Raw genomic sequence first — 25774 nt, 5'->3', positions numbered from 1 at the left:
GCAGCGCCTTCGACGGAATGCAGCCGACGTTCAGGCATACGCCGCCGAGCGTCGAGTAACGCTCGACGAGCACGGTGTTCATGCCGAGATCGGCCGAGCGGAACGCTGCCGAATACCCGCCGGGACCCGCGCCGAGCACGAGCATGTCGCATTTGACATCGGCCGAACCGGAATAGCTGCCGGCTTGCGGCGCAGGCGCGGCGCTCGCCTTTTCGGCGGGTTGCGGCTGAGCGGCGGCGGGCGCGGTCGGCACATTGGTCGTGCCGCCGCCCTGCGCGTCGAGCGTCAGGATCAGCGTGCCTTCCGACACGTTGTCGCCGACCTTGATTTTCAGCTCACGCACCGTGCCCGCTGCGGGCGATGGCACGTCCATCGTCGCCTTGTCCGATTCGAGCGTGACGAGCGATTGCTCCTTCTCGACCGTATCGCCCGGCTTCACGTGAACTTCGATGACCGGAATGTCCTTGAAGTCGCCGATATCCGGCACCTTCACGTCCCGCGCCGCGCCGCTCGATGCGGCGGGAGCAGCCGGCTTCGCGGCCGACGCCTCTTTCGGCGTCTCTTTCGGCGCCTCGCCCTGCGACGCGCCCGCGCCCGCGGTTTCGATCATCGCGATGACCGAGCCCTGGCTGACCTTGTCGCCCTGTTTGACCTTCACTTCCTTGATGGTGCCTGCGGCATCGGCGGGCACTTCCATCGTCGCCTTGTCGGTTTCGAGCGTGATGACGCCCTGTTCCTTTTCGATGACGTCGCCGGGCTTGATATTGACTTCGATGACATCGACATCGGAGAAGTCGCCGATATCGGGTACTTTTAGTTCGACGAGACTCATGTTGTCCCCTAAGAGATGTGCGGATGGAGCCTCGGGACATGCCCGAGGCCCCGCCGTCGGCCGGATCAGAAGATCAAAGAATCACGCGACGGAAGTCCGCCAGAATCCCCGATAGATACGCATTGAAGCGCGCGGCCTCCGCGCCGTCGATGACGCGATGGTCGTACGACAGCGACAGCGGCAGCGTGAGGCGCGGCACGAACTGCTTGCCGTCCCACACGGGCTTCATCTGGCCGCGCGACAGGCCGAGAATGGCCACTTCCGGCGCGTTGATGATCGGCGTGAAATTCGTCCCGCCGATTCCGCCCAGCGACGAAATCGAGAAGCAGCCGCCCTGCATCTGGTCCGGCTTCAGCTTGCCGTCGCGTGCGAGCTTCGACAGCTCCGCCATCTCCTTCGCGATATCGACCAGGCCCTTCTTGTCCGCGTCGCGGATCACCGGAACGACGAGGCCGTTCGGCGTATCGGCCGCGAAACCGACGTGGTAGTACTGCTTGAAGACGAGGTTGTCGCCGTCCAGGCTCGCGTTGAAGGTCGGGAACTTCTTCAGCGCCGACACGACCGCCTTGATGACGAACGCGAGCATCGTGAACTTGACGCCTGCCTTCTCATGCTCCTTGTTGAGCTTGACGCGCAGCTCTTCCAGTTCGGTGATGTCCGCTTCGTCGTTGTTCGTGACGTGCGGGATCATCACCCAGTTGCGATGCAGGTTCGCGCCCGAGATCTTCTTGATGCGCGAGAGCGGCTTCGGATCGACGGGGCCGAACTTCGTGAAGTCGATCTTCGGCCACGGCAGCAAGCCGAGCTCGCCGCCGCCACCGCCAGCCGGTGCAGCTGCGGCGGCAGGCGCCGCGCCCTGGCCGCTCATCACGCCCTTCACGAACGCCGTGATGTCCTGCTGCGTGATGCGGCCTTTCGGACCGGTGCCCTTCACACGCGTGACATCGACGCCCAGGTCGCGGGCGAATTTGCGCACCGACGGCGACGCGTGGCTCGACGTGCGCGCGCCATCGCCGGCGGGTATCACGGGCGCTTGCGCGAGCGCGGACGGCGCTTCCTTCGCGGCTGCCGCCGGCGCAGGCTTCGCGGGCGCGTCGGGCGGCTCGGCGGCCTTCGCGGCTTCCTGCTTCGGAGCCGGGGCCGCGGCGCTCGCGCCGTCGCCGCCTTCGAGCAAGAGGATCAGCGTTCCTTCGGAGACCGTATCGCCGATCTTGACCTTCAGTTCCTTGACCGTGCCCGATGCGGGGCTCGGCACGTCCATCGTCGCCTTGTCGGATTCGAGCGTGACGAGCGACTGCTCCTTCTCGACCTTGTCGCCGACCTTCACGCCGATCTCGATGATCGGAATGTCCGTGAAGTCGCCGATATCCGGCACCTTCACTTCGACCGATCCGCCGCTGGATGCCGGCGCGGCCTGCGCCGGCTGCGATTGCGTCTGGGTCTGCGCGGGCGCTTCCTGCTTCGCGGGCGCAGCGGACGATGCCGCCGCGTTCGCGCCGCCCGCTTCCAGCACGACGATCAGCGTGCCTTCCGACACGTTGTCGCCTACTTTCACTTTCACTTCCTTCACGGTGCCCGCTGCGGAACTGGGCACGTCCATCGTGGCCTTGTCGGATTCCAGCGTGACGAGGGATTGTTCCTGTTCAACGACATCGCCCGGCTTGACCAGAACTTCGATCACCGGGATGTCCTTGAAATCGCCGATGTCCGGCACTTTGACTTCGATCGCTTGACTCATTATTAGTGTCTCCTGGGTTGCACACGGCCTCCCTCCGCTTCGGAGAGAGGCCGCATCACAACGCTCGGGGGCGATGCCTTTAGACGGTCATCGGGTTGGGTTTGGCCGGGTCGAGGTTGTACTTCTTGATCGCCTCGGCGACGACCTTGCGCTCGATCTTGCCTTCGTCGGCAAGCGCGTTGAGCGCCGCCAACGTGACCCAGTAGCGGTCGACTTCGAAGAAGTGACGCAGCGCCTCGCGCGTGTCCGAGCGGCCGTAGCCGTCGGTGCCGAGCACCACGAACTTGTTCGGGACATAGCCGCGGATCTGATCGACGAGCGCGCGGATGTAGTCCGTCGACGCGATCACCGGGCCTTGTGCGCCCTGGAGCAGCTTCGTCACGTGCGGCACGCGCTTCTCTTCGGTCGGATGCAGCAGGTTGAAACGCTCGCAATCCTGGCCTTCGCGCGCCAGTTCAGTGAAGCTCGGCACGCTCCACAGATCGGCCGAAACGCCCCAGTCGTTCTTCAGCAGGTCGGCGGCGGCGATGACTTCGTTGAAGATCGTGCCCGCGCCCATCAGCTGAACGTGCGCCTTGGCCGGCGCGTCCGCCTTCCGGAACGCGTACATGCCCTTGATGATGTCGGCGGCAACCGACTCACCTTGCGGGATCGCCGGATGCTCGTAGTTCTCGTTCATCACGGTGATGTAGTAGTACACGTCCTCCTGGTCCTGCACCATGCGGCGCAGGCCATCCTGCATGATCACCGCGAGTTCGTAGCCGAACGTCGGGTCGTAGCTCACGCAGTTCGGAACCGATGCAGCCCACAGGAGCGAGTGGCCGTCTTCGTGCTGCAGGCCTTCGCCGTTCAGCGTCGTGCGGCCGGCGGTGCCGCCCAGCAGGAAGCCGCGCGAGCGCATGTCGCCCGCCGCCCACGCCAGATCGCCGATGCGCTGGAAGCCGAACATCGAATAGAAGATATAGAACGGGATCATGATCTCGCCGTGCGTCGAATACGACGTCGCGGCCGCGATCCAGTCACACATGCCACCGGCTTCGTTGATACCTTCCTGCAGAATCTGGCCGGTCTCCGATTCCTTGTAGAACATCAGCTGGTCGGAGTCTTCCGGAATGTACTTCTGGCCGTCCTGATTCCAGATGCCGATCTGGCGAAAGAGACCTTCCATGCCGAACGTGCGCGATTCGTCCGGGACGATCGGCACGACGCGCTTGCCGAGCGCCTTGTCCTTCAGCAGGATATTGAGGATCCGCACGAAGGCCATCGTCGTGGAGATTTCGCGGCCTTCGCCCGTGCCCTTCAGAAGCGGCTCGAATGCGGACAGCGCCGGCACCGGCAGCGATTCCGCCTTCTCGCGGCGCGCCGGCAGATAACCGCCGAGGTCCATGCGCTTCTGGCGCATGTATTCGAGTTCCTTCGACCCTTCTTCGAACGTGAGATACGGCACGTCGACGATCTGCTCGTCGCTGATCGGCAGGCGGAACTGGTCGCGGAACTTCTTCAGCGTCTCGATCGGCAGCTTCTTCTGCTGGTGCGTGATGTTCATCGCCTGACCGTGCTCGCCCATGCCATAGCCCTTGATGGTCTTGGCGAGGATGACGGTCGGCGCGCCCTTCGTCTTGGTCGCGGCGTCGAACGCGGCGTAGATCTTGTGCGGATCGTGGCCGCCGCGGTTCAGATTCCAGATGTCGTCATCGGACCAGTCGGCGACGAGCGCCTTCAGTTCCGGCGTGTTGAAGAAGTGCTCGCGCACGAACGCGCCCGATTCCGACTTGTACGTCTGATACTCGCCGTCGACGACTTCCATCATGCGGCGCATCAGCGCGCCAGTCTTGTCGCGTGCGAAGAGCGCGTCCCAGCGGCTGCCCCAGATGACCTTGATGACGTTCCAGCCCGCGCCGCGGAACTCGCTTTCCAGTTCCTGGATGATCTTGCCGTTGCCGCGCACCGGGCCGTCCAGACGCTGCAGGTTGCAGTTGATGACGAACACGAGGTTATCCAGACGCTCGCGCCCGGCCATGCCGATCGCGCCGAGCGATTCCGGCTCGTCCGTTTCGCCGTCGCCGAGGAACGCCCAGACTTTGCGGCCATCGGTCTTGGCGATGCCGCGCGCTTGCATGTACTTCATGAAACGCGCCTGATAGATTGCCATGATCGGGCCGAGGCCCATCGACACGGTCGGGAACTGCCAGAAATCCGGCATCAGCCACGGATGCGGATACGACGAGATGCCCTCGCCGCCCACTTCCTGGCGGAAGTTGTTCAGTTGCTTCTCGGTGAGACGGCCGAGCAGGAACGCGCGCGAGTACACACCCGGCGACGAGTGACCCTGCACGAAGACGAGGTCGCCGCCGTGCTCTTTCGAGGGCGCATGCCAGAAGTGATTGAAGCCGACGTCGTACAGCGTCGCCGCCGATGCGAACGAAGCGATATGCCCGCCGACGTTGGTGTCCTTGCCCGCCCGCAGCACCATCGCGATGGCGTTCCAGCGCGTGTACGAGCGGATGCGGTGTTCGATGTCCTGATCGCCCGGAATCTTAGCCTGCGCTGTCACGGGGATCGTGTTGATGTACGGCGTGTTCGCCGAGAACGGCAGATGCTCGCCATGTACGCGAGCAAATTCGATTTGTTTCTCGATCAGGTAGTGCGCGCGGTCAGGGCCGACCGCCGAAATCACGCCATCGAGCGCTTCGAGCCATTCGGCGGTTTCCTGCGGATCGTCGTCTTTTGCGTTGGCGACATATTTGAGAACTTCGTCGGGTACAGCGGACATGCTCGTCTCCTGATGTGAGGAACGCTCGTAAACCGCCAACACACGCCCGCGCGAAAGCACAAAAGCGGGCACTGGCCGCGTGCCGGCAATTCTAAAGAGGGTCCAGAGCTTGAAGCAAGGAATTTTTCGAATCATGAGAGGCTATCTCATAATGCGGAAAATTGCTGCAATGCACCGTCCGATATGGCATTTCAACTCAGATGGTTCGTCTCCTTTTCTTGCAAATGCCTCATTCTTAGCGCCTTTTTACGCTAATTAACAATCGGGTGCTGCGTTACAATCGCTCCCATGTTGACTGACCGGCTGATCAAACGCTCGGCGCGCGTCGCAAAGAACCCTGCCGACTCGTCGCCCTCCCGCTGGCACCACGGACCGTGGTGGTCGAACTCCTATTTACTCACGCCGCTCATTTCGATCCTCGTTTTTCTGGTCGTGATGAGTCTCATCCTGTGGAGCCTGAACCGGCGCGAGCAGCAGCAGCAGGAAGACACGCTGTATCGCAACGTCGCGTGGGCGCAGCAGCAGATTCGTCTTTCGATGACCGCTGCGCAAGAACAAATCCAGGCCCTCGCGCGCGACATCACGGGCGGCCACGGCGACCCGCAGAACTTCCAGAACGCATCCACCGACATCATGCAGGGGCATCCCGAGATCCTCTACATGAACTGGTACACGAGCGAGCACAAGCCGCGCTGGCCCAATTCGCCGTTGCCGGTGCTGGGCTCGCGCCTCGCCAAGCCGAACGACACGCAACTGGACGAAGCCGTCCAGGCCGCATTCGACGAAGCCCGCACCACGCGCCGCCAGGTCTATTCGCCGCTTCTTTACGACGACCTCGGCAACGGCTACATCACGCTGCAGACGCCGGTTTTCCGCGACCGCGAATTCCTCGGATCGATCGCCGCCGTCTTCTCGATCGAAGGCATCCTCAAACATGACATTCCAGGCGAACTGTCGGCGAAGTACAAGATTTCCATCACCGATCTGAACAATCGCGAGCTGGCCACCACGTCGAGCCGGCCGCGCCTGCCGCGCGACATGTTCTACGATCTGCCGCTCGATCCGCCGGGGCAAGGGCTGTCGGTGCGCGTGTATTCGTATCCGCAGCTCACGAACTTCACCAATAACACGCTCGTGTGGCTGGTGGCCGGATTGTCGTGCTTCGTGCTGTGGAGTTTGTGGAGCCTCTGGAAACACACGCGCCAGCGCTTCGAAGCGCAGCAGGCGCTCTATGCCGAAGCGTTCTTCCGCCGCGCGATGGAAAATTCCGTGCTGATCGGCATGCGCGTGCTCGACATGCACGGCCGCATCACGCACGTGAATCCGGCGTTCTGCCGCATGACCGGCTGGGACGAGAGCGATCTCGTCGGCAAGAACGCGCCTTTCCCGTACTGGCCGCGCGATGCGTATCCCGAGATGCAGCGCCAGCTCGACATGACGCTGCGCGGCAAAGCGCCCTCTTCCGGTTTCGAATTGCGCGTGCGTCGCAAGGACGGTTCGTTCTTCCACGCGCGGCTGTATGTCTCGCCGCTGATCGACAGTTCGGGGCGTCAGACCGGGTGGATGTCGTCGATGACGGACATCACCGAGCCGAAGCGCGCCCGCGAGGAACTGGCCGCCGCGCACGAACGCTTTACCACCGTGCTGGAAAGCCTGGATGCAGCCGTGTCCGTGCTCGCCGCCGACGAAGCCGAACTGCTCTTCGCCAACCGCTATTACCGGCATCTGTTCGGCATCCGTCCGGACGGGCATCTGCAACTGGCGGGCGCGGCGTTCGACGGCAGCGGTCACAGTTCGTCCGACACCATCGACATGATCGACACCTACGCGGGCCTGCCCACCGCCGCGCTGACCGAAAGCTCGGCGGATGCGCAGGAGGTCTATGTCGAAGGCATCCAGAAGTGGTTCGAAGTGCGCCGCCAGTACATTCAGTGGGTGGACGGCCATCTCGCGCAGATGCAGATCGCGACCGACATCACGCAGCGCAAGCAGGCACAAGAACTCGCGCATCAGCAGGAAGAGAAGCTCCAGTTCACGAGCCGCCTGATGACGATGGGCGAGATGGCGTCGTCGCTCGCGCACGAACTGAATCAGCCGCTCGCCGCGATCAACAACTACTGCTCCGGCTGCGTCGCGCTGGTGAAGTCGGGCCGCATGACGCAGGAAACGCTGTTGCCGGTGCTCGAAAAGACCGCGCAGCAGGCCGTGCGCGCGGGGATGATCATCAAGCGCATTCGCGAGTTCGTGAAGCGTTCGGAGCCGAAGCGCCAGGCCACTCGCGTCGCCGATATCGTCGCGGACGCGGTCGGCCTCGCCGAAATCGAAGCGCGCAAGCGGAAGATCCGCATCGTCACCGAGATTCGGTCGCGCATGCCGGTGATCTACGTCGATCCGGTTTTGATCGAACAAGTGTTGGTCAACCTGTTGAAAAACGCAGCCGAAGCAATGCATGATGCGAAACCGAACGCCGTCGATCCGGTGATCCGCGTCGTCGTGCTGCGCACGGACGGCGGCTCCGTTTGCATCAGCGTCGTCGATCAGGGGCCGGGCGTGGACGAAGCCACCGCCGAGCGCCTGTTCGAGCCGTTCTACAGCACCAAGTCGGACGGCATGGGCATGGGTCTGAACATCTGCCGCTCGATCATCGAATCGCATCGCGGCCGCCTCTGGGTGGTCAACAATGTCGATCCGGACGGCCACGTCACCGGCGCGACCTTCCATTGCAGCCTGCCGATCGGCGAGGTGGACGGCTCGCACGGATCGGGATCGGGCGGCGATGAACACGACGAATACACGAATACGAGACAACAAACAGTTACGGGAGAACTATGAGCAGTCCAGTCACCACTCAGGAAACCGTCTTTGTCGTCGACGATGACGAGGCCGTGCGTGATTCTTTGCGCTGGCTGCTCGAGGCGAACGGCTATCGCGTGCAGTGCTTCTCGAGCGCGGAGTCGTTCCTCGATGTCTACCTGCCGATCGCTCATTCGGGCGCCATCGCCTGTCTGATCCTCGACGTGCGCATGGCCGGCATGACCGGCCTCGAACTGCAGGAGAAGCTCATCGCCGAGAATTCACTGCTGCCGATCATTTTCGTAACCGGCCACGGCGATGTTCCGATGGCCGTCTCTACCATGAAGAAAGGCGCGATGGACTTCATCGAGAAGCCGTTCGACGAAGCCGAACTGCGCAAGCTCGTCGAGCGCATGCTGGAGAAGGCGCGCAGCGAAAGCACCAGCGTGCAGCAGCAGCGCGCAGCCGCCGAGCGGCTCGGCAAGCTGACGGCGCGCGAGCATCAGGTGCTGGAGCGCATTATCGCGGGGCGTCTGAACAAGCAAATCGCCGATGACCTCGGCATCAGCATCAAGACGGTCGAAGCGCATCGCGCGAACATCATGGAAAAGCTGTCGGTGAACACCGTGGCCGACCTCTTGCGTCTCGCGCTGTCGAACAAGCCGCAGCAATAACGCTTCACGCTTTCTCCTCACGTGGCCGGCCATGCATGCCGGCCACGCTTGTCCTTTGCAGTGCTCCCGCGCATCATGCGAGTCTGAAACGCGACGTTTCGCGATTCGCGTTGACACCTGACGACGCAGCCCCGTAATTTGATCGAGCGTTCTTATAGAGAACCGGCTCATGCACGGCAATGCGCTCGCTGCCCACACGCTTCTTCGGCCATCATTCCCCCGTCCTTCACGCAGGCGCGCATCGCATTTGGTTGGCAGTCCGCAAGTATTCTTTGGCTCACGACTTCGATATGATGATTCGGCAGCCATCACCCGACACGCGCTCAGGAGGACATCGCCGTGAACAAGAAATCAACCAGATTGCTCGTGAGCCGCCTCTGTGCGGGGCGCGTGCTGGCGCTCGCGGCGACGCTTGCCGCAGCGCCGTTTGCCGTGCTCCACGCGCCGCCTGTCTGCGCTCAGGCGCAAGGCAACGCGCCGACGCAGAAGCTCACCAATCAGCAGCTCGATGCACTCGTCGCGCCCGTCGCGCTTTATCCGGACGCCCTGCTCGCACAGGTGCTGATGGCGTCGACCTATCCGCAGGATATCGAAGCAGCGGCGCAGTGGTCTAAGGCCAATTCGAACATCAAGGGCGACGACGCCGTGAAGGCCGTGCAGTCGGAGCCGTGGGACCCGAGCGTGCAATCGCTGGCCGCTTTCCCGCAGGCGCTTGCGACGATGGCGTCCAAGATCGACTGGGTCACGCAGCTTGGCAACGCGTTCGTCGCGCAGCCGAGCGACGTGATGGACTCCGTGCAGCGCCTGCGCCGCGCCGCCCAGACCGCCGGCAATCTCAAGACGACCGAGCAGCAGCAAGTGGTGGTCGAGCAGAGCACGATTCAGATCGTCCCGGCGAATCCCCAGGTCGTCTACGTGCCCACGTATAACCCGACGGTCGTCTATGGCGCGTGGCCGTATCCGGCGTATCCGCCTGTCTATGTCCCGCCGCCGCCCGGCTATGCAATCGCGACCGGTTTCGCCACCGGGCTCGCGTTTGGCGCGGGCATCGCGGTCGCCAACTCGCTGTGGGGCAATTGCGACTGGAATCGCGGGAATGTCAACGTCAACGTGAACCGCTACAACAACATCAACGTGAACAACCGCATCAATGCGAACAGCAATAACGTGCGCTGGAATCGCAACGATCCGCAGTTCAACCGGAACACCAACGTGAACCGGCAGAACCGCGTGAACAACCAGAACCTCGCGTCGGTGAATCGCGACCACTTCCGTGGCCGTGATCAGGAGCGCGCGCAAGCGGCGCAAACGTTACAGCAGCGCACGGGGCAGAACATGAATCAGCCGGCGAACCAGCGCGTGCAGAACATGCGCCAGGGCGGCGCGGGCAATGGCGATCTGCATCAGCGGGCGCAGAACGTCAATCGCGACAACGCGCTGCGCGGCGCGGGCGACGGCAACGTCGCGCGGCAGGACATGCAGCGCGGACAAGCCAGCCGGCAATCGCTTGCGAGCGCGCGTCCGGATGCGGGCGGCGCAATGCAACGCGGTGGCGGAGGCTTTCAGGGCGGCGGCGGCGGCTTCCACGGCGGCGGGGGCGGAGGGTTTCACGGAGGCGGCGGAGGTTTTCGCCGGTGATGAACCAACGTGTCCAGACACGCCTTCATGCAAGTCCGACCCAGGAGCTTCAGATGACTCAAACCACAACGCTCGCCTCATCTAAGAAAACGCTGCTGCGCGCGACGCTCGCCGCCGCGTCCCTGACGATCGCGGCATCCCTCGCCCATGCGCAGGCGCTTTACGCCACGCCCGACGCCGCCGCGCAAGCATTCACCGATGCCATCGCATCCAACGACGAAACCGCGCTCCAGAAAGTGCTCGGCAAGGACCACGCGCGCTACGTGCCTGCGGGCAGCGTCGGCCAGGACGATATCTATGAGTACCTCGCATCGTGGTCGAAGGGGCATCGCATCGTCGAGGATAAGGAGCCGCTCAACGGCCGCAAGACCGTGCACATCGAAACGGGCGACAGCGGCTGGACGCTGCCGATACCGCTCGTCGATACCGGCAAGGGCTGGCGCTTCGACATGCCCGCCGCGCGCGACGAACTGCTGACGCGGCGCATCGGCCGCAACGAGCGGTCGGTGATGCACGTCGCCCTCGCCTACGTCGATGCCCAGAACGACTATCGCAAGCTGATGAATCGCTACGCCGACCGCTTCGTGAGCACGTCCGGGAAGCACGACGGCCTGTACTGGAACACCGCGCCCGGCGAGCCGGAGAGCCCGCTCGGGCCGCTCGCCGCGACGATGCCGAACAAGACGCATCCGGGCGACGCGTACTACGGCTACCACTACCGCATCCTGACCGGGCAAGGCCCGCACGCAAAGGATGGCGCCAAGAATTACATGCAGGGCGGCGCGCTCGCGCAGGGCTTCGGCATGATCGCGTGGCCGGCAAAGTACGGCGAAACCGGCGTGATGACCTTCATCGTCAATCAGGACGGGCAAGTCTTCGAGAAGAACCTGGGGCCCGCGACGGCGCGCGCCGCGGCATCGATCAAGACCTTCGACCCGGATTCGTCCTGGCAGCCCGTTTCTCCCTGACTGCCGACGCCGCGCCAACGCCCCGCCAACGCCCCGCCGCCGCGCCGCCTGTCACCGCCGGACGCTCTAAAGCGCCCGGCGGTATAATCTCGCCCTTCCCCAAGAGCGCAAGACAACGCGCCCGCGAAGCCCGCCGCAGCCCGCCCTGCGCACGCGGCTCGCCATTCATGCCATACGGCTCATCCTCACTGATTCGCCATGACTGCCCAACTCATCGACGGCAACGCCCTTTCCAAGACTCTCCGCGCCGATGTCGCCGTGCGCGCCGCCGCCCTCACCGCTCGCGGACACAAGCCGGGCCTCGCCGTCGTGCTCGTCGGCGACAACCCCGCGAGCGAAGTCTATGTGCGCAACAAGGTCAAGGCGTGCCAGGACAACGGCCTGCATTCGGTGATGGACCGCTTCCCCGCGACGCTTTCGGAGCGCGAACTGCTGGCGCACATCGACAAGCTCAACGCCGATCCGTCGATTCACGGCATCCTCGTGCAACTGCCGCTGCCGGCGCATATCGACAGCCACAAGGTCATCGAAGCGATCGCGCCCGAGAAGGACGTCGACGGTTTTCACGTCGCCAACGCGGGCGCGCTGATGACCGGCAAGCCGCTCTTTCGCCCCTGCACGCCCTATGGCGTGATGAAGATGTTCGAGGCGCACGGGATCGATCTGCAGGGCGCGAACGCGGTGGTCATCGGCCGCTCCAACATCGTCGGCAAGCCGATGGCGCTTCTGCTGCTCGAAGCCGGCGCGACGGTCACGATCTGCCACAGCAAGACGCGCGATCTCGCGAAGCACACGCGCGAAGCCGATGTCGTCGTCGCCGCGGTCGGCCGCCGCAATATTCTGACCGCCGACATGGTGAAGCCGGGCGCGACGGTCATCGACGTTGGCATGAACAGGGACGACGCCGGCAAGCTGTGCGGGGACGTCGATTTCGCGGGCGTACGCGAAGTGGCCGGTCATATCACGCCGGTGCCCGGAGGCGTCGGACCGATGACCATCACGATGCTGCTCGTCAACACGATCGAAGCCGCGGAGCGCGCCGCAGCCGCGTGAGTTCAGGGGGACCGCCAATCGTCTCTTTGGAAACAATCAATTGGATTTTGGCCCTGCCGCCCCAATAATGTCCGGACAGGCATTTCATTAGAGCGGGACGGGCCTCGGCATTGCTGGCCCGTCCCGCGCTTCACTGAACACGAAACTGGGAGAGCCATGAGCGATATCACCGCCGTCACGCCGACCGCAGCGGCCAATCCGCTGCTCGATTTCTCCGACTTGCCGCGTTTCGGCGACATCCGGCCCGAGCATGTCACGCCGGCGCTCGACGTGCTGCTCGCCGCGGCCAAAGACGCCGTCGATCGCGCGAGCGCCCCGGAAACGCCCGCCACGTGGACGGACGTCGTCGAGGCAGTCGAACGCGAATCGGAAAAGCTCTCGCGCGCGTGGGGCATCGTCGGGCATCTGAATGCCGTCGCGGATACGCCCGAACTGCGTGCCGCGCATGCCGAAAACCTGCCGCGCGTCACCGAATTTTCCGCGAGCGTCGGCCAGAATCTCGCGCTGTACGAGAAGTACAAGGCGATCGCCGCGAGCGATGCATTCGCCGGACTGTCGCCGGAACGCAAGAAGATCCTCGAGAACTCGCTGCGCGACTTCCGTCTGTCGGGCGCGGAGTTGCCCGAAGACCGCAAGCCGCGTTTCGCACAGTTGCAGGAAGAGCAGGCGGCGTTGTCGAAAGCATTTTCGGATCACGTGCTCGACTCGACCAACGCCTACGCGTACATCGTCACGCAGCAGAGCGACCTCGCCGGCCTGCCCGGCGACGTGATCGAAGCGGCTCGCGAAGCCGCGCAGAAGGAAGGCAAGGACGGCTGGAAGTTCACGCTGCACTTCCCGTCGTATTTCCCGGTGCTGCAATATGCGGAGCATCGTCCGTTGCGCGAGGCGATGTATCGCGCGTATGTCACGCGTGCGTCCGAACTCGGCGAGACCTACGGTCACGGCAAGGCCGAGTGGGACAACACGCAGAATATCGTCGAGCACTTGAAGCTGCGTCTCGAAGAGGCGCGCACGCTCGGCTATCAGAACTTCGCGGAAGTATCGCTTGCGCCGAAGATGGCGGAATCGCCCGCCCAGGTCATCGCGTTTCTGGAAGATCTCGCCGTGCGCGCGCGTCCCTATGCCGAAAACGACTGGATGGAACTGCGCGCCTTCGCTGCGACGGAACTCGGCATGCCCGAGCTTCAGCCGTGGGATATCGCGTTCGCGGCGGAGCGTCTGCGTCAGAAACGCTATTCGTTCTCCGAGAACGAAGTGAAGCAGTACTTCCCGCAGGAAGCGGTGCTGAAGGGTCTCTTCAAGGTCACCGAGACGCTTTTCAACGTATCGATTCGTCGCGATGAAGCCGCCGTGTGGAATCCGGATGTGCGCTTCTTCCGCGTCGAAAACAAGGACGGCTCGCTGGTCGCGCAGTTCTATCTGGACTTGTACGCTCGCGAAGGCAAACGCGGCGGCGCATGGATGGACGACGCCCGCGCGCGCCACAAGCGCAGCGAAGGCGGCGTGCAGACGCCGGTCGCGTATCTCACCTGCAACTTCTCCGCGCCGGTCGGCGGCAAGCCCGCTTGCTTCACGCACGATGAAGTCATCACGCTGTTCCACGAGTTCGGGCACGGGCTGCATCACATGCTGACGCGCGTTGACGAACTGGGCGTGTCCGGCATCAACGGCGTGGAATGGGATGCGGTCGAACTGCCGTCGCAGTTCATGGAGAACTTTTGCTGGGAGTGGGACGTGCTGACGGACATGTCCGCCCACGTCGATACCGGCGCGACGCTGCCGCGCGAACTCTTCGACAAGATGCTCGCCGCGAAGAACTTTCAGAGCGGACTCGGCACGCTGCGCCAGATCGTCTTCTCGATGTTCGACATGGTGCTGCACACGTCGTACGATCCGGCAAACGCGACGCAGAACGTCAACGACCTCGCCCGCGAGATCAACGAGAAATTCCACGTGATTCCGCAAACGCCGTTCTCGCGCTGGCCGAACACGTTCAGCCATATCTTCGCGGGCGGTTATGCGGCGGGCTACTACAGCTACAAGTGGGCCGAAGTGTTGTCCGCCGATGCGTACGCCGCATTCGAGGAAGCCGCGAAGGCCGCCAGCGGTTCGGTGCTGAATGCGGAGACCGGCACGCGCTATCGCCGGGAGATTCTCGAAGTCGGCGGAAGCCGTCCCGCGATGGAATCGTTCAAGGCGTTCCGCGGACGCGAGCCGAACATCGACGCGTTGTTGCGTCATAACGGCATGGCCGGGCAGACGCTTCACTAAGCTTCGGCTTCAATTAACCCCGGCGAACCGCCGGGGTTTTTGCTTCTAGCGCCTGATCCTGAAGTCCACTTCCGCGGGCCGGCCTTCGAGCGCGAGCGTCGCGCGCATGGCCGGGCTGCGGCTCACCACCTTCCCTCTTCTGATGACCGCCGTGCGCGCCGCGCGCAGGCGTATCGCTTCGATCGGATCGCGGGCATCGAGCACGACGCAATCCGCCTGACATCCCACTTCGATGCCATAGCCTTCGAGCCCGAGAATGCGCGCGGGCGTCGTCGTGACGGCGTCGAAGCAGGCGCGCATTGCATCGACGCCCGTCATCTGCGCGACGTGCAAGCCCATGTGCGCAACCTCCAGCATGTCGCCCGAGCCGAGGCTGTACCACGGGTCCATCACGCAGTCGTGGCCGAACGCCACGTCGATGCCGGCCGCCATCAGTTCCGGCACACGCGTCATGCCGCGCCGCTTCGGGTATGTATCCGAGCGCCCTTGCAGCGTGATGTTGATGAGCGGATTCGCGATGGCCGCCACGCCGGACTCGCGCATCAGCGGAATCAGCTTGCTGACGTAGTAATTGTCCATCGAGTGCATCGACGTGAGATGCGAGCCGGTCACGCGTCCGTGCAGCCCGAGCCGATGTGTTTCCGCCGCGAGCGTTTCGATATGGCGGGACATCGGATCGTCGGATTCGTCGCAATGCATGTCGACGCGCAGGCCGCGCTCCGCCGCGAACTCGCACAGCAGCTTGATGGATGCGGCGCCGTCGGCCATCGTGCGCTCGAAGTGCGGAATGCCGCCGACGACATCGACGCCCAACTCGATCGCGCGCTTCAGGTTATCGAACGCGCCCGCGCTGCGCAGCACGCCGTCCTGCGGAAACGCGACGAGTTGCAGATCGAGATACGGCTTCACGCGCCGCTTCACTTCGACGAGCGCTTCAACCGCGAGCAGACGCGGATCGCACACATCGACGTGTGAGCGGATCGCAAGCAGACCGCGCGCGACGGCCCAGTCGCAGTATTGCAGCGCGCGCTCGACGATCGCTTCCTGCGTCAGTTCGGGCTTCAGCTCACCCCATAACGCGATGCCTTCCAGCAGCGTCCCCGATGCGTTCACGCGCGGCAAGCCGTAGGAGAGCGTTGCGTCCATGTGGAAGTGAGCATCGACGAAAGGCGCGGTGACGAGCGAGCCTTCGGCGTCGATTTCGTCGCGCGCGGTCGCGTTCAGATGCGGCTCGATCGCGGCGATGCGGCCCGCTTCCATGCCGATATCGACGAGGCCGGTCGAACGAACGAGCGATGCGCGGCGAATGATGATGTCCATCTGCGAACTCTCCGTCGGTGGCTGTTTGATCGATTGTAGCGAGACATTAACGCGTGGTTGAAAGTGCTGTGTCGGCGACGTTCTCTGTCGCGAGCATTGAACACGAAGCGCAACGATGGTTGTGTTGGTGGCGCAATGACCGCGACGCTATACGCAGAGGTCAATCGCCAACCCATCAGCCGCAACGCCCCATGGCGTTATCATTCGTCCTTCGATCGACAAGTCACGCACTCACCGCCCCGCCGTCAATGAAAATCGCCACCTGGAACGTCAACTCTCTCAAGGTCCGCCTGCAGCACGTCATCGACTGGCTGCAAGTCTCGCAAGTCGATGTCCTGTGTCTTCAGGAGCTCAAGCTGCCCGACGAGAAATTCCCGCGCGCCGAACTCGAAGCGGCCGGCTACAAAAGCTGGTTCGCGGGACAAAAGACCTATAACGGCGTGGGCATTCTGGTGCGCGACGGTATCGACGTTCACGATGCGACCGTCGTGCGCAACATCCCCGGCTTCGAAGATCTGCAGCAGCGCGTGATTGCGGCGACCGTCAACGATATGCGCATCGTCTCCGCGTATTTCCCGAACGGGCAAGCGCCCGGCAGCGACAAGTTCGCCTACAAGATGCGCTGGCTCGATGCGTTGCGCGAGTGGCTGCGAGAAGAGATGACGCAGTTCCCGAAGCTCGCGCTGCTCGGCGACTACAACATCGCGCCCGACGACCGCGACGTGCACGATCCGAAAGCATGGGAAGGACAAAACCTCGTGTCGCCCGAAGAGCGCGCGCATTTCCTGCAACTCGTCGGACTCGGCCTGACCGATGCCTTCCGCAAGTTCGAGCAGCCCGAAAAGCTCTACACGTGGTGGGATTATCGAATGATGGCGTTCCGGCGCAACGCGGGGCTGCGCATCGACCATATTCTGCTGTCGGCCGATCTCACGGAACTGTGTTCGTCGTGCGAAGTCGACAAGGCGCCGCGCAAGTGGGACCAGCCTTCCGATCACGCGCCGGTGATCGCGAACATCGGTTGCTGATCCCGCGAAGGTTCACGCGTCGAGATGCAATTCCTGAATCTTGCGCGTGATCGTATTGCGGCCGATACCCAGCCGCTCCGCCGCCTCGACCTTGCGCCCGCGCGTGAAGTCGAGCGCCTCGCGAATCACGGCGGCTTCGAAGCGGCGCGCGAGTTCATCCATCACATCGGCGGAGTTCTCACGCAACAGGCGCGCGACTTCCGTGCGCAAGCCGCTTTCCCACACGCTCACCGGCACGCCCGCCGGGGCCGCGGTCGCCGCACCGGATGCCGCCGCAGCGCCCGCCACTGCACCGTTGAGCGCGGCCGCGCCATCGGGCGATACCGCGATCACCTCCGCCGATGTCTCCTGACGCGCCGTGAGATCGGGCGGCAGATCCTTCTGCTCGATCACCTGTGCGGGCGCCATCACCGTGAGCCAGTTGCACAGATTCTCGAGTTGCCGCACGTTGCCCGGAAACGGCAGCGACGCGAGATACGCGAGCGCATCGTCGGAGACGCGCTTCGGCTCGACGCCCAGATCGCGCGCGCTTTTCTGCAGGAAATGGCGCGCGAGCAGCGGAATGTCTTCGCTTCGTTCGCGCAGTGCGGGCAGCCGCAGGCGGATCACGTTCAGACGGTGATACAAGTCCTCGCGAAACAAGCCCTGTCTCACGCGCGATTCCAGATTCTGATGCGTCGCCGCGATCACGCGTACATTCGCGCGCAGCGGATTGTGCCCGCCCACGCGATAGAACTGCCCGTCGGACAGCACGCGCAACAGCCGCGTTTGCAGATCGAACGGCATGTCGCCGATTTCATCGAGAAACAGCGTGCCGTTCTCCGCCTGCTCGAAGCGGCCCTGACGCATCGCCTGCGCGCCGGTGAATGCGCCGCGCTCGTGGCCGAATAGTTCGGATTCCAGCAGATCCTTCGGAATCGCCGCCGTGTTCAGCGCGATGAACGGTCCGTTCGCGCGCGGGCTATGTCGGTGCAACGCGCGCGCAACAAGCTCCTTTCCGGTGCCTGATTCGCCCGTGATGAGGACGGTCGCCGCCGAATGCGACAGGCGGCCGATCGCACGGAACATGTCCTGCATCGCGGGCGCCTGGCCGAGCATCTCGGGCGTTTCCGTCACGCGCTCGTCGTAGGCGGCATCGCCACGCATGCTTTCGTCGACGGCGCGGCGGATCAGCTCGACCGCCTTGTCGATGTCGAACGGCTTGGCGAGGTATTCGAACGCGCCGCCCTGGAAAGCCGCGACGGCGCTGTCGAGATCGGAGAACGCCGTCATGATGATCACCGGCAGCCCCGGCAGCCGGTCACGCACGGTTTGCAGCAGTTCGAGCCCCGAGCCGCCGGGCATGCGGATATCCGAAACCAGCACCTGCGGGCTGTCGGTTTCGAGCGCGGCGAGCGCATCGCGCACGCCAGAGAAGCTGCGCGTCGTGAAGTTCTCTCGTGCGAGGGCTTTTTCCAGCACCCAGCGGATGGATTGGTCGTCGTCTACTATCCAGATCGGCTTCATATCGTTCGGCGAGAAGTCTTCGTGTGGTTCGGTGTATGCCCGTCGAAACGGTCAGGCTTCAGGTCAAGCAGCGGCGCCTGTTTGATAGTCGGTTGTCCTTGCCGGTCGATGCCCTCAGTTTCCGAACGGCAACAGAATGGTGAACTCGGTACAGCCCGGCTTGCTTTCCACTTCGATCAGCCCGTCGTGCTGCTGCACGAACGATTGCGCGAGCGTGAGACCCAGACCGCTGCCGTCTTCCCGGCCCGACACGAGCGGAAAAAAGATGCGATCGCGAATCTCGCCGGGAATGCCAGGACCGTTGTCAGTGATATGCAAGTCCAGTGCCAGTTTGTGCAGGCGTTTGCCGATCGTGACCTTGCGCGCGATGCGCGTGCGCAGTTCGATCTTCGCGTCGCCTTGCGAAATGCGCTCCCTGAGCGCCTCGGCCGCGTTGCGCACGATGTTGAGCACGGCCTGAATCAGTTGCTCCTTGTCGCCGCGCAGGTCGGGCACGCTCACGTCGTAGTCGCGCTCGATCGTCAGGCCGCGCGGGAACTCCGCGAGAATCACGGCGCGCACGCGCTCGCACACTTCGTGGATGTTCACGTCGCCGACGATATGCGGATGCCGATGCGGCTCCAGCAGCCTGTCGACGAGCGTCTGCAATCGGTCGGATTCCTTGATGATGACCTGCGTGTATTCGCGCAGCTCGTCGCGTCGCAGCGCGCCCAGTTCGAATTCGAGCAATTGCGCCGCGCCGCGGATGCCGCCGAGCGGATTCTTGATCTCGTGAGCGAGATTGCGGATGAGCTGTTTGTTGACCGCCGTGAGGTCGTGAATGCGCTCTTCGCGATCGGTCCGCAGATGACGCTCGTTCTCGAAGAGTTCGAGCAGCACGTAATCGGTCGCGGCTTCGAGATAGGCGACGATCGCGTGCACATGCACCGATTCGCGTCCGGCGCGCTCGAGCACGGCGTCGAGCCGCGTCGCGTTGAAGCGGTTCTCCGCGATCGACGCGATGGTCGTCGCGAGTTCGTCGGCGTTGGCGAAAAGATCGGGCCAGTGCGTCTGCGTCAGCTGCTTGCGCGACATCTCCAGCATCGATTCCGCCGATGGGTTCGCATAAGCGATCCTGCTCGTGCGCTTGTCGAGCACGAGCACGACGGTGGGCAGCGCTTCGAGGCCGGGCAACAGGCCGGTCGCGGCGAGCTGGGCATCGTCGGAGAGCGCATCGGCGTGACCCTTGCGGGCCTTGATGAGATTCTTTAGCACCATCGAACAGGAAAGATGTGGGCCAGCAAGGTCGCTTCTTCGACGCGACGGCGATTAAAAAAGGGACGGCGCGCCGTCCCTTTTTGTTGTCGCATCACGTCGCGTGGCGCGCTTCATCGAACAGCCATGAATGAAGCGCCGCGGTCATGCCTTACAGCGAGTAGTACATCTCGAACTCGATCGGATGCACCGCCTGACGATAACGTTGCAGCTCGTTCGTCTTCAGTTCGATGTACGCGTCGAGCATCGAATCCGTGAACACGCCGCCGCGCGTCAGGAACTCGCGATCCGCGTCGAGTGCGTCGAGCGCCTGGTCGAGGCCGGCGCACACGGTCGGGATCTTCTTGTCCTCTTCCGGCGGCAGGTCGTACAGGTTCTTGTCCGCTGCTTCGCCCGGATGGATCTTGTTCTGCACGCCGTCGAGACCCGCCATCATCAGCGCGGAGAAGCACAGGTACGGATTTGCCAGCGGATCCGGGAAGCGCGTTTCGATACGGCGGCCCTTCGGATTGCTCACGTGCGGAATACGGATCGATGCCGAACGGTTGCGAGCCGAGTAAGCCAGCTTCACCGGCGCTTCGAAGTGCGGCACGAGACGCTTGTACGAGTTCGTACCCGGGTTCGTGATCGCGTTCAGCGCGCGAGCGTGCTTGATGATCCCGCCGATGTAGAACAGCGCGAATTCCGACAGACCGGCGTAGCCGTTGCCCGCGAACAAGTTCTGACCGTCCTTCCAGATCGACTGGTGAACGTGCATGCCCGAGCCGTTATCGCCGACGATCGGCTTCGGCATGAACGTCGCCGTCTTGCCGTACGTATGCGCGACGTTGTGGATGATGTACTTCATCTGCTGCAGCCAGTCCGCGCGCTGAACGAGCGTCGAGAACTTGGTGCCGATTTCGTTCTGGCCCTGGCCCGCCACTTCGTGGTGGTGCACTTCGACCGGAATGCCAATCTGCTCGAGCAGCAGGCACATTTCCGAGCGGATGTCCTGGAACGTGTCGACCGGCGCGACCGGGAAATAGCCGCCTTTCGTGCCCGGGCGATGGCCCGTGTTGCCGCCTTCGAATTCCTTCGCCGACGACCACGGCGCTTCTTCCGAGCCGATCTTCACGAACGTGCCCGACTGGTCCGTGTTCCACTGCACCGAGTCGAAAATGAAGAATTCCGGCTCCGGACCGAAGAAGGCGGTGTCGCCCAGGCCCGAGCTCTTGAGATAGGCCTCTGCGCGCTTCGCGAGCGAACGCGGGTCACGCTCGTAACCCTTGCCGTCAGCGGGCTCGACGACGTCGCAGGTCAGAACCAGCGTCGATTCTTCGTAGAACGGGTCGATGAAGGCGGTGTCCGCATCCGGGACGAGCAGCATGTCCGACGCTTCGATGCCTTTCCAGCCGGCGATGGACGAACCGTCGAAAGCGTGGCCGCTTTCAAACTTGTCATCGTCGAATGCCGATACCGGCACCGAAACGTGTTGTTCTTTGCCGCGCGTGTCGGTGAAGCGGAAATCGACAAACTTGACGTCCTCGTCCTTGACGAGTTGCATGACGTCGGCCACGGATTTACTCATTACCTATCTCCTGATTAACAAAAGTCGGCAGATCACTCCGCCGCCTCGACCAATCCTGCACTTGCGTCTCAATCGAGGACGAAAAAGCAGCTTCCGTGCCAAGCGCATCATTCTTGCGCCAAGCGCTTGATAAAACTGGCGAAATTTCACGCATTGTTGCGTCGCTTGCGCGACCGGCTTAAGAACGCTCGTCTCACATGCACCATTCGTGTGCCGAGTGCCGCTGGTGACTTTCGGTTGGCACCACCTAAGTGCATTCGACAGAATCTGCACCAATTCGATGCCTGCCGTTCCGATGCCGTCGCCAAGCTAAAATCGAATCATCCTTGCTTGCGGAGACACGAAAATGACCACGCGCGAACAACTGTACGACACGGCCACCCGCCGGGCGGCCGACAACAACCTTTCCTACGCCGGCGCCATCCTGCCTGCCGAAGCCTTCGAACTGCTGCAACTGGAACCGAACGCGCGCCTCGTCGATGTCCGGACGCGCGCCGAACTGGACTGGGTCGGACGGCCGGCCATCAACGGCGAGCAATACGCGCATATCGAATGGATCCGCTACCCCGGCTCCGTGCCGAACGACGAGTTTATCGAACAATTGCGACAAGTCGCCACCCCGGATACGCCGATTCTCTTCCTGTGCCGCAGCGCCGCGCGTTCGAAGCTCGCGGCGGTCGCGGCGCAGAAGGCAGGGTTCAAGCAAGCGTTCGATCTGCTCGAAGGCTTCGAAGGCGACAAGGACGCTCAGGGTCACAGAAAAACCGTGTCCGGATGGTGCTTTCGCGGGCTGCCGTGGATGGGCGCGTAATGCGTCCGATTAGGCGTTGACCGCATCGAGCAGCGTCCGCACGCGCGCGACGGCGGACGCATCGACGGGCGCGAGCCCCTTTCCTCCGATGCGCACGCCCGAGCCGAAGTGCACCGCGCTCACGCCCGTCGATGCAACGAACGGCGCGACCGCGTCGACGGTTAGGCCCGCGCCCGCAAGCACGGTGCAGCGCGTGCCGCTGGATTGGGCGACGAGTTTCGCGATCACGTCTTGCGCATCCAGCACCGATGGTTTGCCGCCCGACGTCAGGACGTTCGTCACCGGTTCGAGCTTCAACAGGGCGTCGAACGCGGCGCGAAGATCGCGCGCCTCGTCGAAGGCGCGATGAAACGTGACTTGCAGGCCATCGGCCGCGTCGATGATGCACGAAAGGCCGTCGATATCGACATCGCCGTCCGGCGTCAGCATGCCCACGACGATCGCGTTCGCGCGCGCCTTCACGATCGCGCGCGCATCGCGCAGCATGACCGCGTAGTCGTCGGCATCGTAGACGAAGGAACGGCTATGAGGCCGCAGAATAACATTCACCGGAATCCGCACCGCATCGACGACCGCCTCGATCAGCCCGATGCTCGGCGTCAGCCCGCCCTCACCCATCGCCGTCACGAGTTCGATGCGGTTCGCCCCGGCGCGCTCGGCGGCGCGCGCATCCGCGACCGTCGTCGCGATGACTTCGAGCAGGATCACTGCGCATCCTCGGGCGCGACTTCGACGACTTCGCCGCCCAGTGCGATCACGCCGTCGCGCAAGACCTCGAACGCCGCGTTCGTGCGCTCGGGATCGCCTTTCACGCCCAGATCGATGTGCGGCCGCGCGTAAAGCGCACCGCGCGCCGCATCGCCGACGCTCGGCAGGCTGAACGCGCGCACGCCGTCGAAATCGCGCTCGATCGTGACCATCAGCGGCGTGATGCGCGATTCCGGCAGGCCGAAAACCAGCAGCGAACGTTCGACGTAAGGCGTCGCGTGATGCAGGTGCGCGTACTTCGTGTCGAGCACCCATTCGATCATCGGCCAGGCCATCACCGGGAAGCCGGGCACGAAGTGATGATCGCCGACGGAAAAGCCCGGAATCTTGTTGTAGCTGTTCGGAATGATCCCGGCGCCCTGCGGAAACACGCCCATGTTCAGCCGATGCAGGTTCTCGGGCGAATCGAGGTCCGCGGGCTTGCCGGCCTGCGCGGCGGTATCGCGGATACGGGCGCGAATCAGCTCCGCCGCCTCGGGATGCAGCTCCAGCGGCACACCGAGCGCCTTCGCCGCGCATTGGCGCGTGTGATCGTCGGGCGTCGCGCCGATGCCGCCCGTCGAGAACACGATATCGCCCGATGCGAACGTGCGCGCGAGCGTCGCGGTGATGCGCGCGGGGTCGTCGCCGATGTATTCCGCCCAGTCGAGCGACAAACCGCGCGCACTCAGCAATTCGATGACTTTCGGCAAATGCTTGTCCGTGCGCCGCCCGGACAAAATCTCATCGCCGATGATGATGACGCCGATACCCATGTGTGCCTCTTTGGTGATCGATTATTCGGTGATTCGGCTGACGGTCTCGGGCTGCGCGCTGATCGCCGGATACTGCGGCTCGTTCGCGCGCAGGCGCTCGAGCGCGTGCAGACAGTAATGCGCGAACCACAGCGCGGAAAACACGAGAATGAACGCATACGCCCAGATCGTCACGGCGGCGACGACCGGAAAAAGCGGCAGCAGCCACACCGACCACGCCCAGAGCATCGTCGGGACGGAACTGAGCAAGCCGCTCACGATGCCGATGCCAAGCAGCGGCCACCGCGAATTGCGGACGATGAGGCGCCGTTCCTCGGCGCTCGCGTGAACGGCGAGCGCGTCGTACGTCATCACGCGATACGTCAGCCAGCCCCACAGCAGCGGCGGAATCAGCGCGAAAAACGGCGGGATGAGCCACAAGGGCAAAGTCACGACGAGCGCGACGAGACATACGATCGTCGTCAGCACGGAATGGCCGAGGCTGCCGTACCACGAGCCGCCCCGCCGCTCTTCGAGCATCGCGTAGTGGCCTTTCGGGCGGCGCGTCAGGAGCTTGACGACGCCGGGCATCGAGAGCGTCGCGATCAGCAGCAGCACGGTCAGGACGATCAGCGGGATCGTCACGATGACGACCAGAAACGGCGCGATGACCGCGTGCAGCGATGAGAAACCGACGGCGTCGAACAGGCGGTACATCGCGGACGTGAGCGCCCAGCCGTCGAGCCAGCCGCTGGCCGTGCCCGTGAGCGTTTGCCAGAAATACCAGAGCAGCGCGCCCCACACGATAGTGGCGACGCCGAACGGCATCAGCGTGAGCCACAGCATGCGCGGATGAAACACGTTCGCAAGCGCGCGCACGAACGAACGCAGCAAATCATTCATGCGGATTCGTCGAAGAAAGAGGAAACGACAGGATAAACCAGCGCGCGGGATGCGCGCTGGCGGATGCGGAAGGTGCGGAAAGCGGGCCGTCAGAGCGCGGCTGAACGCTTGCCCGACGCGGCGGCCCGGCGCGCGGCAACACGTGCGCCGATGCGCTTGAACGCGAGCCAGTGCTGCTCGATGAAGCCGTCGCCGTAGCGAACCGGCGCGACGCCCGGTGCGCCGAGCTGGTCGCGGATGCCGGTCGGCTCCACGGTGCGGTCGAACGATGCGGAGCGGAACAGGATGTCCCAGAACGAGAACAGCACGCCGAAGTTGCAGCCATAGGACGTGCCTTCGTGACCGTAGCCGATCGCGTGATGCCGGCGATGAAACGCCGGACTCACGATGAGCCGGTCGCCGAGCCATCCGAAATGCACGCGAATGTTCGCATGCTGCACGCTCTGCATCAGGTTGGTGATGGCCACGAGCACGACGAACTGCGACGGCTCCACGCCGATCACGAGCGCGACCGTCGCGAAGAAACCCGCTTGCATAATGTCGTCGAGCAGATGATTGCGGTCATCCGACCAAAGCGACATCTTCTGCTGGCTGTGGTGCACCGCGTGCAACTCCCACCAGATGCCGAAGCGATGCTCGAGCCGGTGATACCAGTATCCCGCCAGATCGAGCACGACGAGGTAGATGACGAACGTCACGAGAGGCTGCGTCGTCACGCCGGGCCAGAGATTGTCGATTTCGAGCGTCGGCACGTTATGAAGCCGCAGCCAGCTTTGCAGCGAATCGAAGAGCGGCTGGAACGTGAAGAAGAAAAAGAGATTGAGGATGCCGAGTTTCACGATCCACGTGTACAGGACGTCCACGCGCACGCCCTTGCGATCCTTCCACGTTTCGGCGGGCCGCAAGGCTTCGAGCGGGCGCAGGATGGCGTACATCGCGATCACTTCCAGGACGCCGACGATCGCCCAGTAAAGCGCATCGTAGGTGTCCTCGTCGTAGTCCATCATGCCGAGCTTGAACAAAAGCGGCTGCACCGCATCCACGTACAGCGTGGTTTGCAGTGCGGAGACGAAGGTGTCGAGAGACGAGAGAATGTAGTGAAACATGATGCTCCGTGGAACTCGATTTTTCGGGCCGGGT

General features: G+C 63.6%; 19 protein-coding genes. 8 read left to right on the top strand and 11 right to left on the bottom strand.

Annotated elements, in window-relative coordinates:
• The 3 genes from BG57_RS06015 to aceE all read right to left on the bottom strand — a co-directional run.
• On the bottom strand, positions 1-832 hold an 832-nt coding region (locus tag BG57_RS06015; protein ID WP_152562530.1), incomplete at its 3' end, for a biotin/lipoyl-containing protein.
• Between the two features lie 73 nt (positions 833-905).
• Positions 906-2570 carry a dihydrolipoyllysine-residue acetyltransferase gene (gene aceF / locus BG57_RS06010; protein WP_035961045.1) on the bottom strand — a complete coding sequence of 555 codons (1665 nt, stop codon included), beginning with the start codon at positions 2568-2570 and terminating at the stop codon, positions 906-908.
• A gap of 79 nt (positions 2571-2649) precedes the next feature.
• Entirely contained in the window at positions 2650-5343 is a 2694-nt protein-coding gene (gene aceE / locus BG57_RS06005; protein WP_035961231.1) for a pyruvate dehydrogenase (acetyl-transferring), homodimeric type, read from the bottom strand.
• Between the two features lie 288 nt (positions 5344-5631).
• On the opposite strand from aceE, the gene fixL reads away from it, so the two are divergent.
• The 6 genes from fixL (at position 5632) to BG57_RS05975 (ending at position 14743) form a co-directional block, all read left to right on the top strand.
• Positions 5632-8175: an oxygen sensor histidine kinase FixL gene (gene fixL / locus BG57_RS06000; protein WP_035961043.1), complete on the top strand. Its 2544-nt coding sequence runs from the start codon at positions 5632-5634 to the stop codon at positions 8173-8175.
• A complete protein-coding gene (gene fixJ / locus BG57_RS05995) occupies positions 8172-8810 on the top strand; it encodes an oxygen response regulator transcription factor FixJ (protein WP_035961041.1) in 639 nt (212 codons plus the stop codon). The genes fixL and fixJ overlap by 4 nt, the downstream gene beginning before the upstream one ends.
• A gap of 339 nt (positions 8811-9149) precedes the next feature.
• Positions 9150-10448 carry a DUF3300 domain-containing protein gene (locus BG57_RS05990; RefSeq protein WP_371875831.1) on the top strand — a complete coding sequence of 433 codons (1299 nt, stop codon included), beginning with the start codon at positions 9150-9152 and terminating at the stop codon, positions 10446-10448.
• Positions 10449-10501: 53 nt separating this feature from the next.
• Positions 10502-11416 carry a DUF2950 domain-containing protein gene (locus BG57_RS05985; protein ID WP_035961038.1) on the top strand — a complete coding sequence of 305 codons (915 nt, stop codon included), beginning with the start codon at positions 10502-10504 and terminating at the stop codon, positions 11414-11416.
• A 198-nt stretch (positions 11417-11614) separates the two neighbouring features.
• On the top strand, positions 11615-12469 hold the full coding sequence (folD, locus tag BG57_RS05980) for a bifunctional methylenetetrahydrofolate dehydrogenase/methenyltetrahydrofolate cyclohydrolase FolD (RefSeq protein WP_035961035.1): 855 nt from the start codon (positions 11615-11617) through the stop codon (positions 12467-12469).
• A 156-nt stretch (positions 12470-12625) separates the two neighbouring features.
• On the top strand, positions 12626-14743 hold the full coding sequence (locus BG57_RS05975) for a M3 family metallopeptidase (protein ID WP_035961031.1): 2118 nt from the start codon (positions 12626-12628) through the stop codon (positions 14741-14743).
• Between the two features lie 45 nt (positions 14744-14788).
• Here the strand turns inward: BG57_RS05975 and BG57_RS05970 are convergent, their stop codons facing one another.
• Positions 14789-16063, bottom strand: coding sequence for an amidohydrolase family protein (locus BG57_RS05970; protein ID WP_035961027.1), 1275 nt, complete (start codon positions 16061-16063; stop codon positions 14789-14791).
• A 248-nt stretch (positions 16064-16311) separates the two neighbouring features.
• On the opposite strand from BG57_RS05970, the gene xth reads away from it, so the two are divergent.
• Positions 16312-17091 carry an exodeoxyribonuclease III gene (xth, locus tag BG57_RS05965; RefSeq protein WP_035961025.1) on the top strand — a complete coding sequence of 260 codons (780 nt, stop codon included), beginning with the start codon at positions 16312-16314 and terminating at the stop codon, positions 17089-17091.
• Positions 17092-17103: 12 nt separating this feature from the next.
• Here xth and ntrC read toward each other — a convergent pair whose 3' ends face one another.
• The 3 genes from ntrC to glnA all read right to left on the bottom strand — a co-directional run bounded on the left by ntrC (position 17104) and on the right by glnA (position 21418).
• Complete coding sequence (gene ntrC / locus BG57_RS05960) at positions 17104-18597, bottom strand: nitrogen regulation protein NR(I) (protein ID WP_035961021.1); 1494 nt, start codon at positions 18595-18597, stop codon at positions 17104-17106.
• Positions 18598-18711: 114 nt separating this feature from the next.
• Positions 18712-19854 (bottom strand): nitrogen regulation protein NR(II), encoded by a 1143-nt coding sequence (gene glnL, locus BG57_RS05955; protein WP_035961017.1) that lies wholly within the window; start codon positions 19852-19854, stop codon positions 18712-18714.
• A 148-nt stretch (positions 19855-20002) separates the two neighbouring features.
• Positions 20003-21418 (bottom strand): type I glutamate--ammonia ligase, encoded by a 1416-nt coding sequence (glnA, locus tag BG57_RS05950; protein WP_035961014.1) that lies wholly within the window; start codon positions 21416-21418, stop codon positions 20003-20005.
• A gap of 346 nt (positions 21419-21764) precedes the next feature.
• Here glnA and BG57_RS05945 point away from each other — a divergent pair, with 346 nt between their 5' ends.
• On the top strand, positions 21765-22229 hold the full coding sequence (locus BG57_RS05945) for a rhodanese-like domain-containing protein (RefSeq protein WP_035961011.1): 465 nt from the start codon (positions 21765-21767) through the stop codon (positions 22227-22229).
• Positions 22230-22238: 9 nt separating this feature from the next.
• On the opposite strand, the gene BG57_RS05940 is transcribed toward BG57_RS05945, so the two are convergent.
• From BG57_RS05940 to BG57_RS05925, 4 genes are all read right to left on the bottom strand, one after another.
• On the bottom strand, positions 22239-22937 hold the full coding sequence (locus BG57_RS05940; protein WP_035961007.1) for a copper homeostasis protein CutC: 699 nt from the start codon (positions 22935-22937) through the stop codon (positions 22239-22241).
• A complete protein-coding gene (locus BG57_RS05935) occupies positions 22934-23752 on the bottom strand; it encodes a competence/damage-inducible protein A (protein WP_035961005.1) in 819 nt (272 codons plus the stop codon). Before BG57_RS05935 ends, BG57_RS05940 begins: the two co-directional genes overlap by 4 nt.
• Before the next feature lie 21 nt (positions 23753-23773).
• Positions 23774-24634, bottom strand: a complete 861-nt coding sequence (locus BG57_RS05930) for an EI24 domain-containing protein (RefSeq protein WP_035961003.1) — start codon at positions 24632-24634, stop codon at positions 23774-23776.
• 89 nt (positions 24635-24723) lie between these two features.
• A complete protein-coding gene (locus BG57_RS05925; protein WP_035961001.1) occupies positions 24724-25740 on the bottom strand; it encodes a sterol desaturase family protein in 1017 nt (338 codons plus the stop codon).
• Positions 25741-25774 lie beyond the last annotated feature (34 nt).

The organism is Caballeronia grimmiae, from assembly GCF_000698555.1.
GTDB classification, from domain to species: domain Bacteria; phylum Pseudomonadota; class Gammaproteobacteria; order Burkholderiales; family Burkholderiaceae; genus Caballeronia; species Caballeronia grimmiae.
This window is presented reverse-complemented; position numbering and strand designations above follow the sequence as displayed.

Coding starts and splice junctions, on each gene's coding strand:
- aceF (WP_035961045.1), bottom strand. CDS start 2,570: ATGAGTCAAGCGATCGAAGTCAAAGTGCCGGACATCGGCGATTTCAAG.
- aceE (WP_035961231.1), bottom strand. CDS start 5,343: ATGTCCGCTGTACCCGACGAAGTTCTCAAATATGTCGCCAACGCAAAA.
- fixL (WP_035961043.1), top strand. CDS start 5,632: ATGTTGACTGACCGGCTGATCAAACGCTCGGCGCGCGTCGCAAAGAAC.
- fixJ (WP_035961041.1), top strand. CDS start 8,172: ATGAGCAGTCCAGTCACCACTCAGGAAACCGTCTTTGTCGTCGACGAT.
- BG57_RS05985 (WP_035961038.1), top strand. CDS start 10,502: ATGACTCAAACCACAACGCTCGCCTCATCTAAGAAAACGCTGCTGCGC.
- folD (WP_035961035.1), top strand. CDS start 11,615: ATGACTGCCCAACTCATCGACGGCAACGCCCTTTCCAAGACTCTCCGC.
- BG57_RS05975 (WP_035961031.1), top strand. CDS start 12,626: ATGAGCGATATCACCGCCGTCACGCCGACCGCAGCGGCCAATCCGCTG.
- BG57_RS05970 (WP_035961027.1), bottom strand. CDS start 16,063: ATGGACATCATCATTCGCCGCGCATCGCTCGTTCGTTCGACCGGCCTC.
- xth (WP_035961025.1), top strand. CDS start 16,312: ATGAAAATCGCCACCTGGAACGTCAACTCTCTCAAGGTCCGCCTGCAG.
- ntrC (WP_035961021.1), bottom strand. CDS start 18,597: ATGAAGCCGATCTGGATAGTAGACGACGACCAATCCATCCGCTGGGTG.
- glnL (WP_035961017.1), bottom strand. CDS start 19,854: ATGGTGCTAAAGAATCTCATCAAGGCCCGCAAGGGTCACGCCGATGCG.
- glnA (WP_035961014.1), bottom strand. CDS start 21,418: ATGAGTAAATCCGTGGCCGACGTCATGCAACTCGTCAAGGACGAGGAC.
- BG57_RS05945 (WP_035961011.1), top strand. CDS start 21,765: ATGACCACGCGCGAACAACTGTACGACACGGCCACCCGCCGGGCGGCC.
- BG57_RS05935 (WP_035961005.1), bottom strand. CDS start 23,752: ATGGGTATCGGCGTCATCATCATCGGCGATGAGATTTTGTCCGGGCGG.
- BG57_RS05930 (WP_035961003.1), bottom strand. CDS start 24,634: ATGAATGATTTGCTGCGTTCGTTCGTGCGCGCGCTTGCGAACGTGTTT.
- BG57_RS05925 (WP_035961001.1), bottom strand. CDS start 25,740: ATGTTTCACTACATTCTCTCGTCTCTCGACACCTTCGTCTCCGCACTG.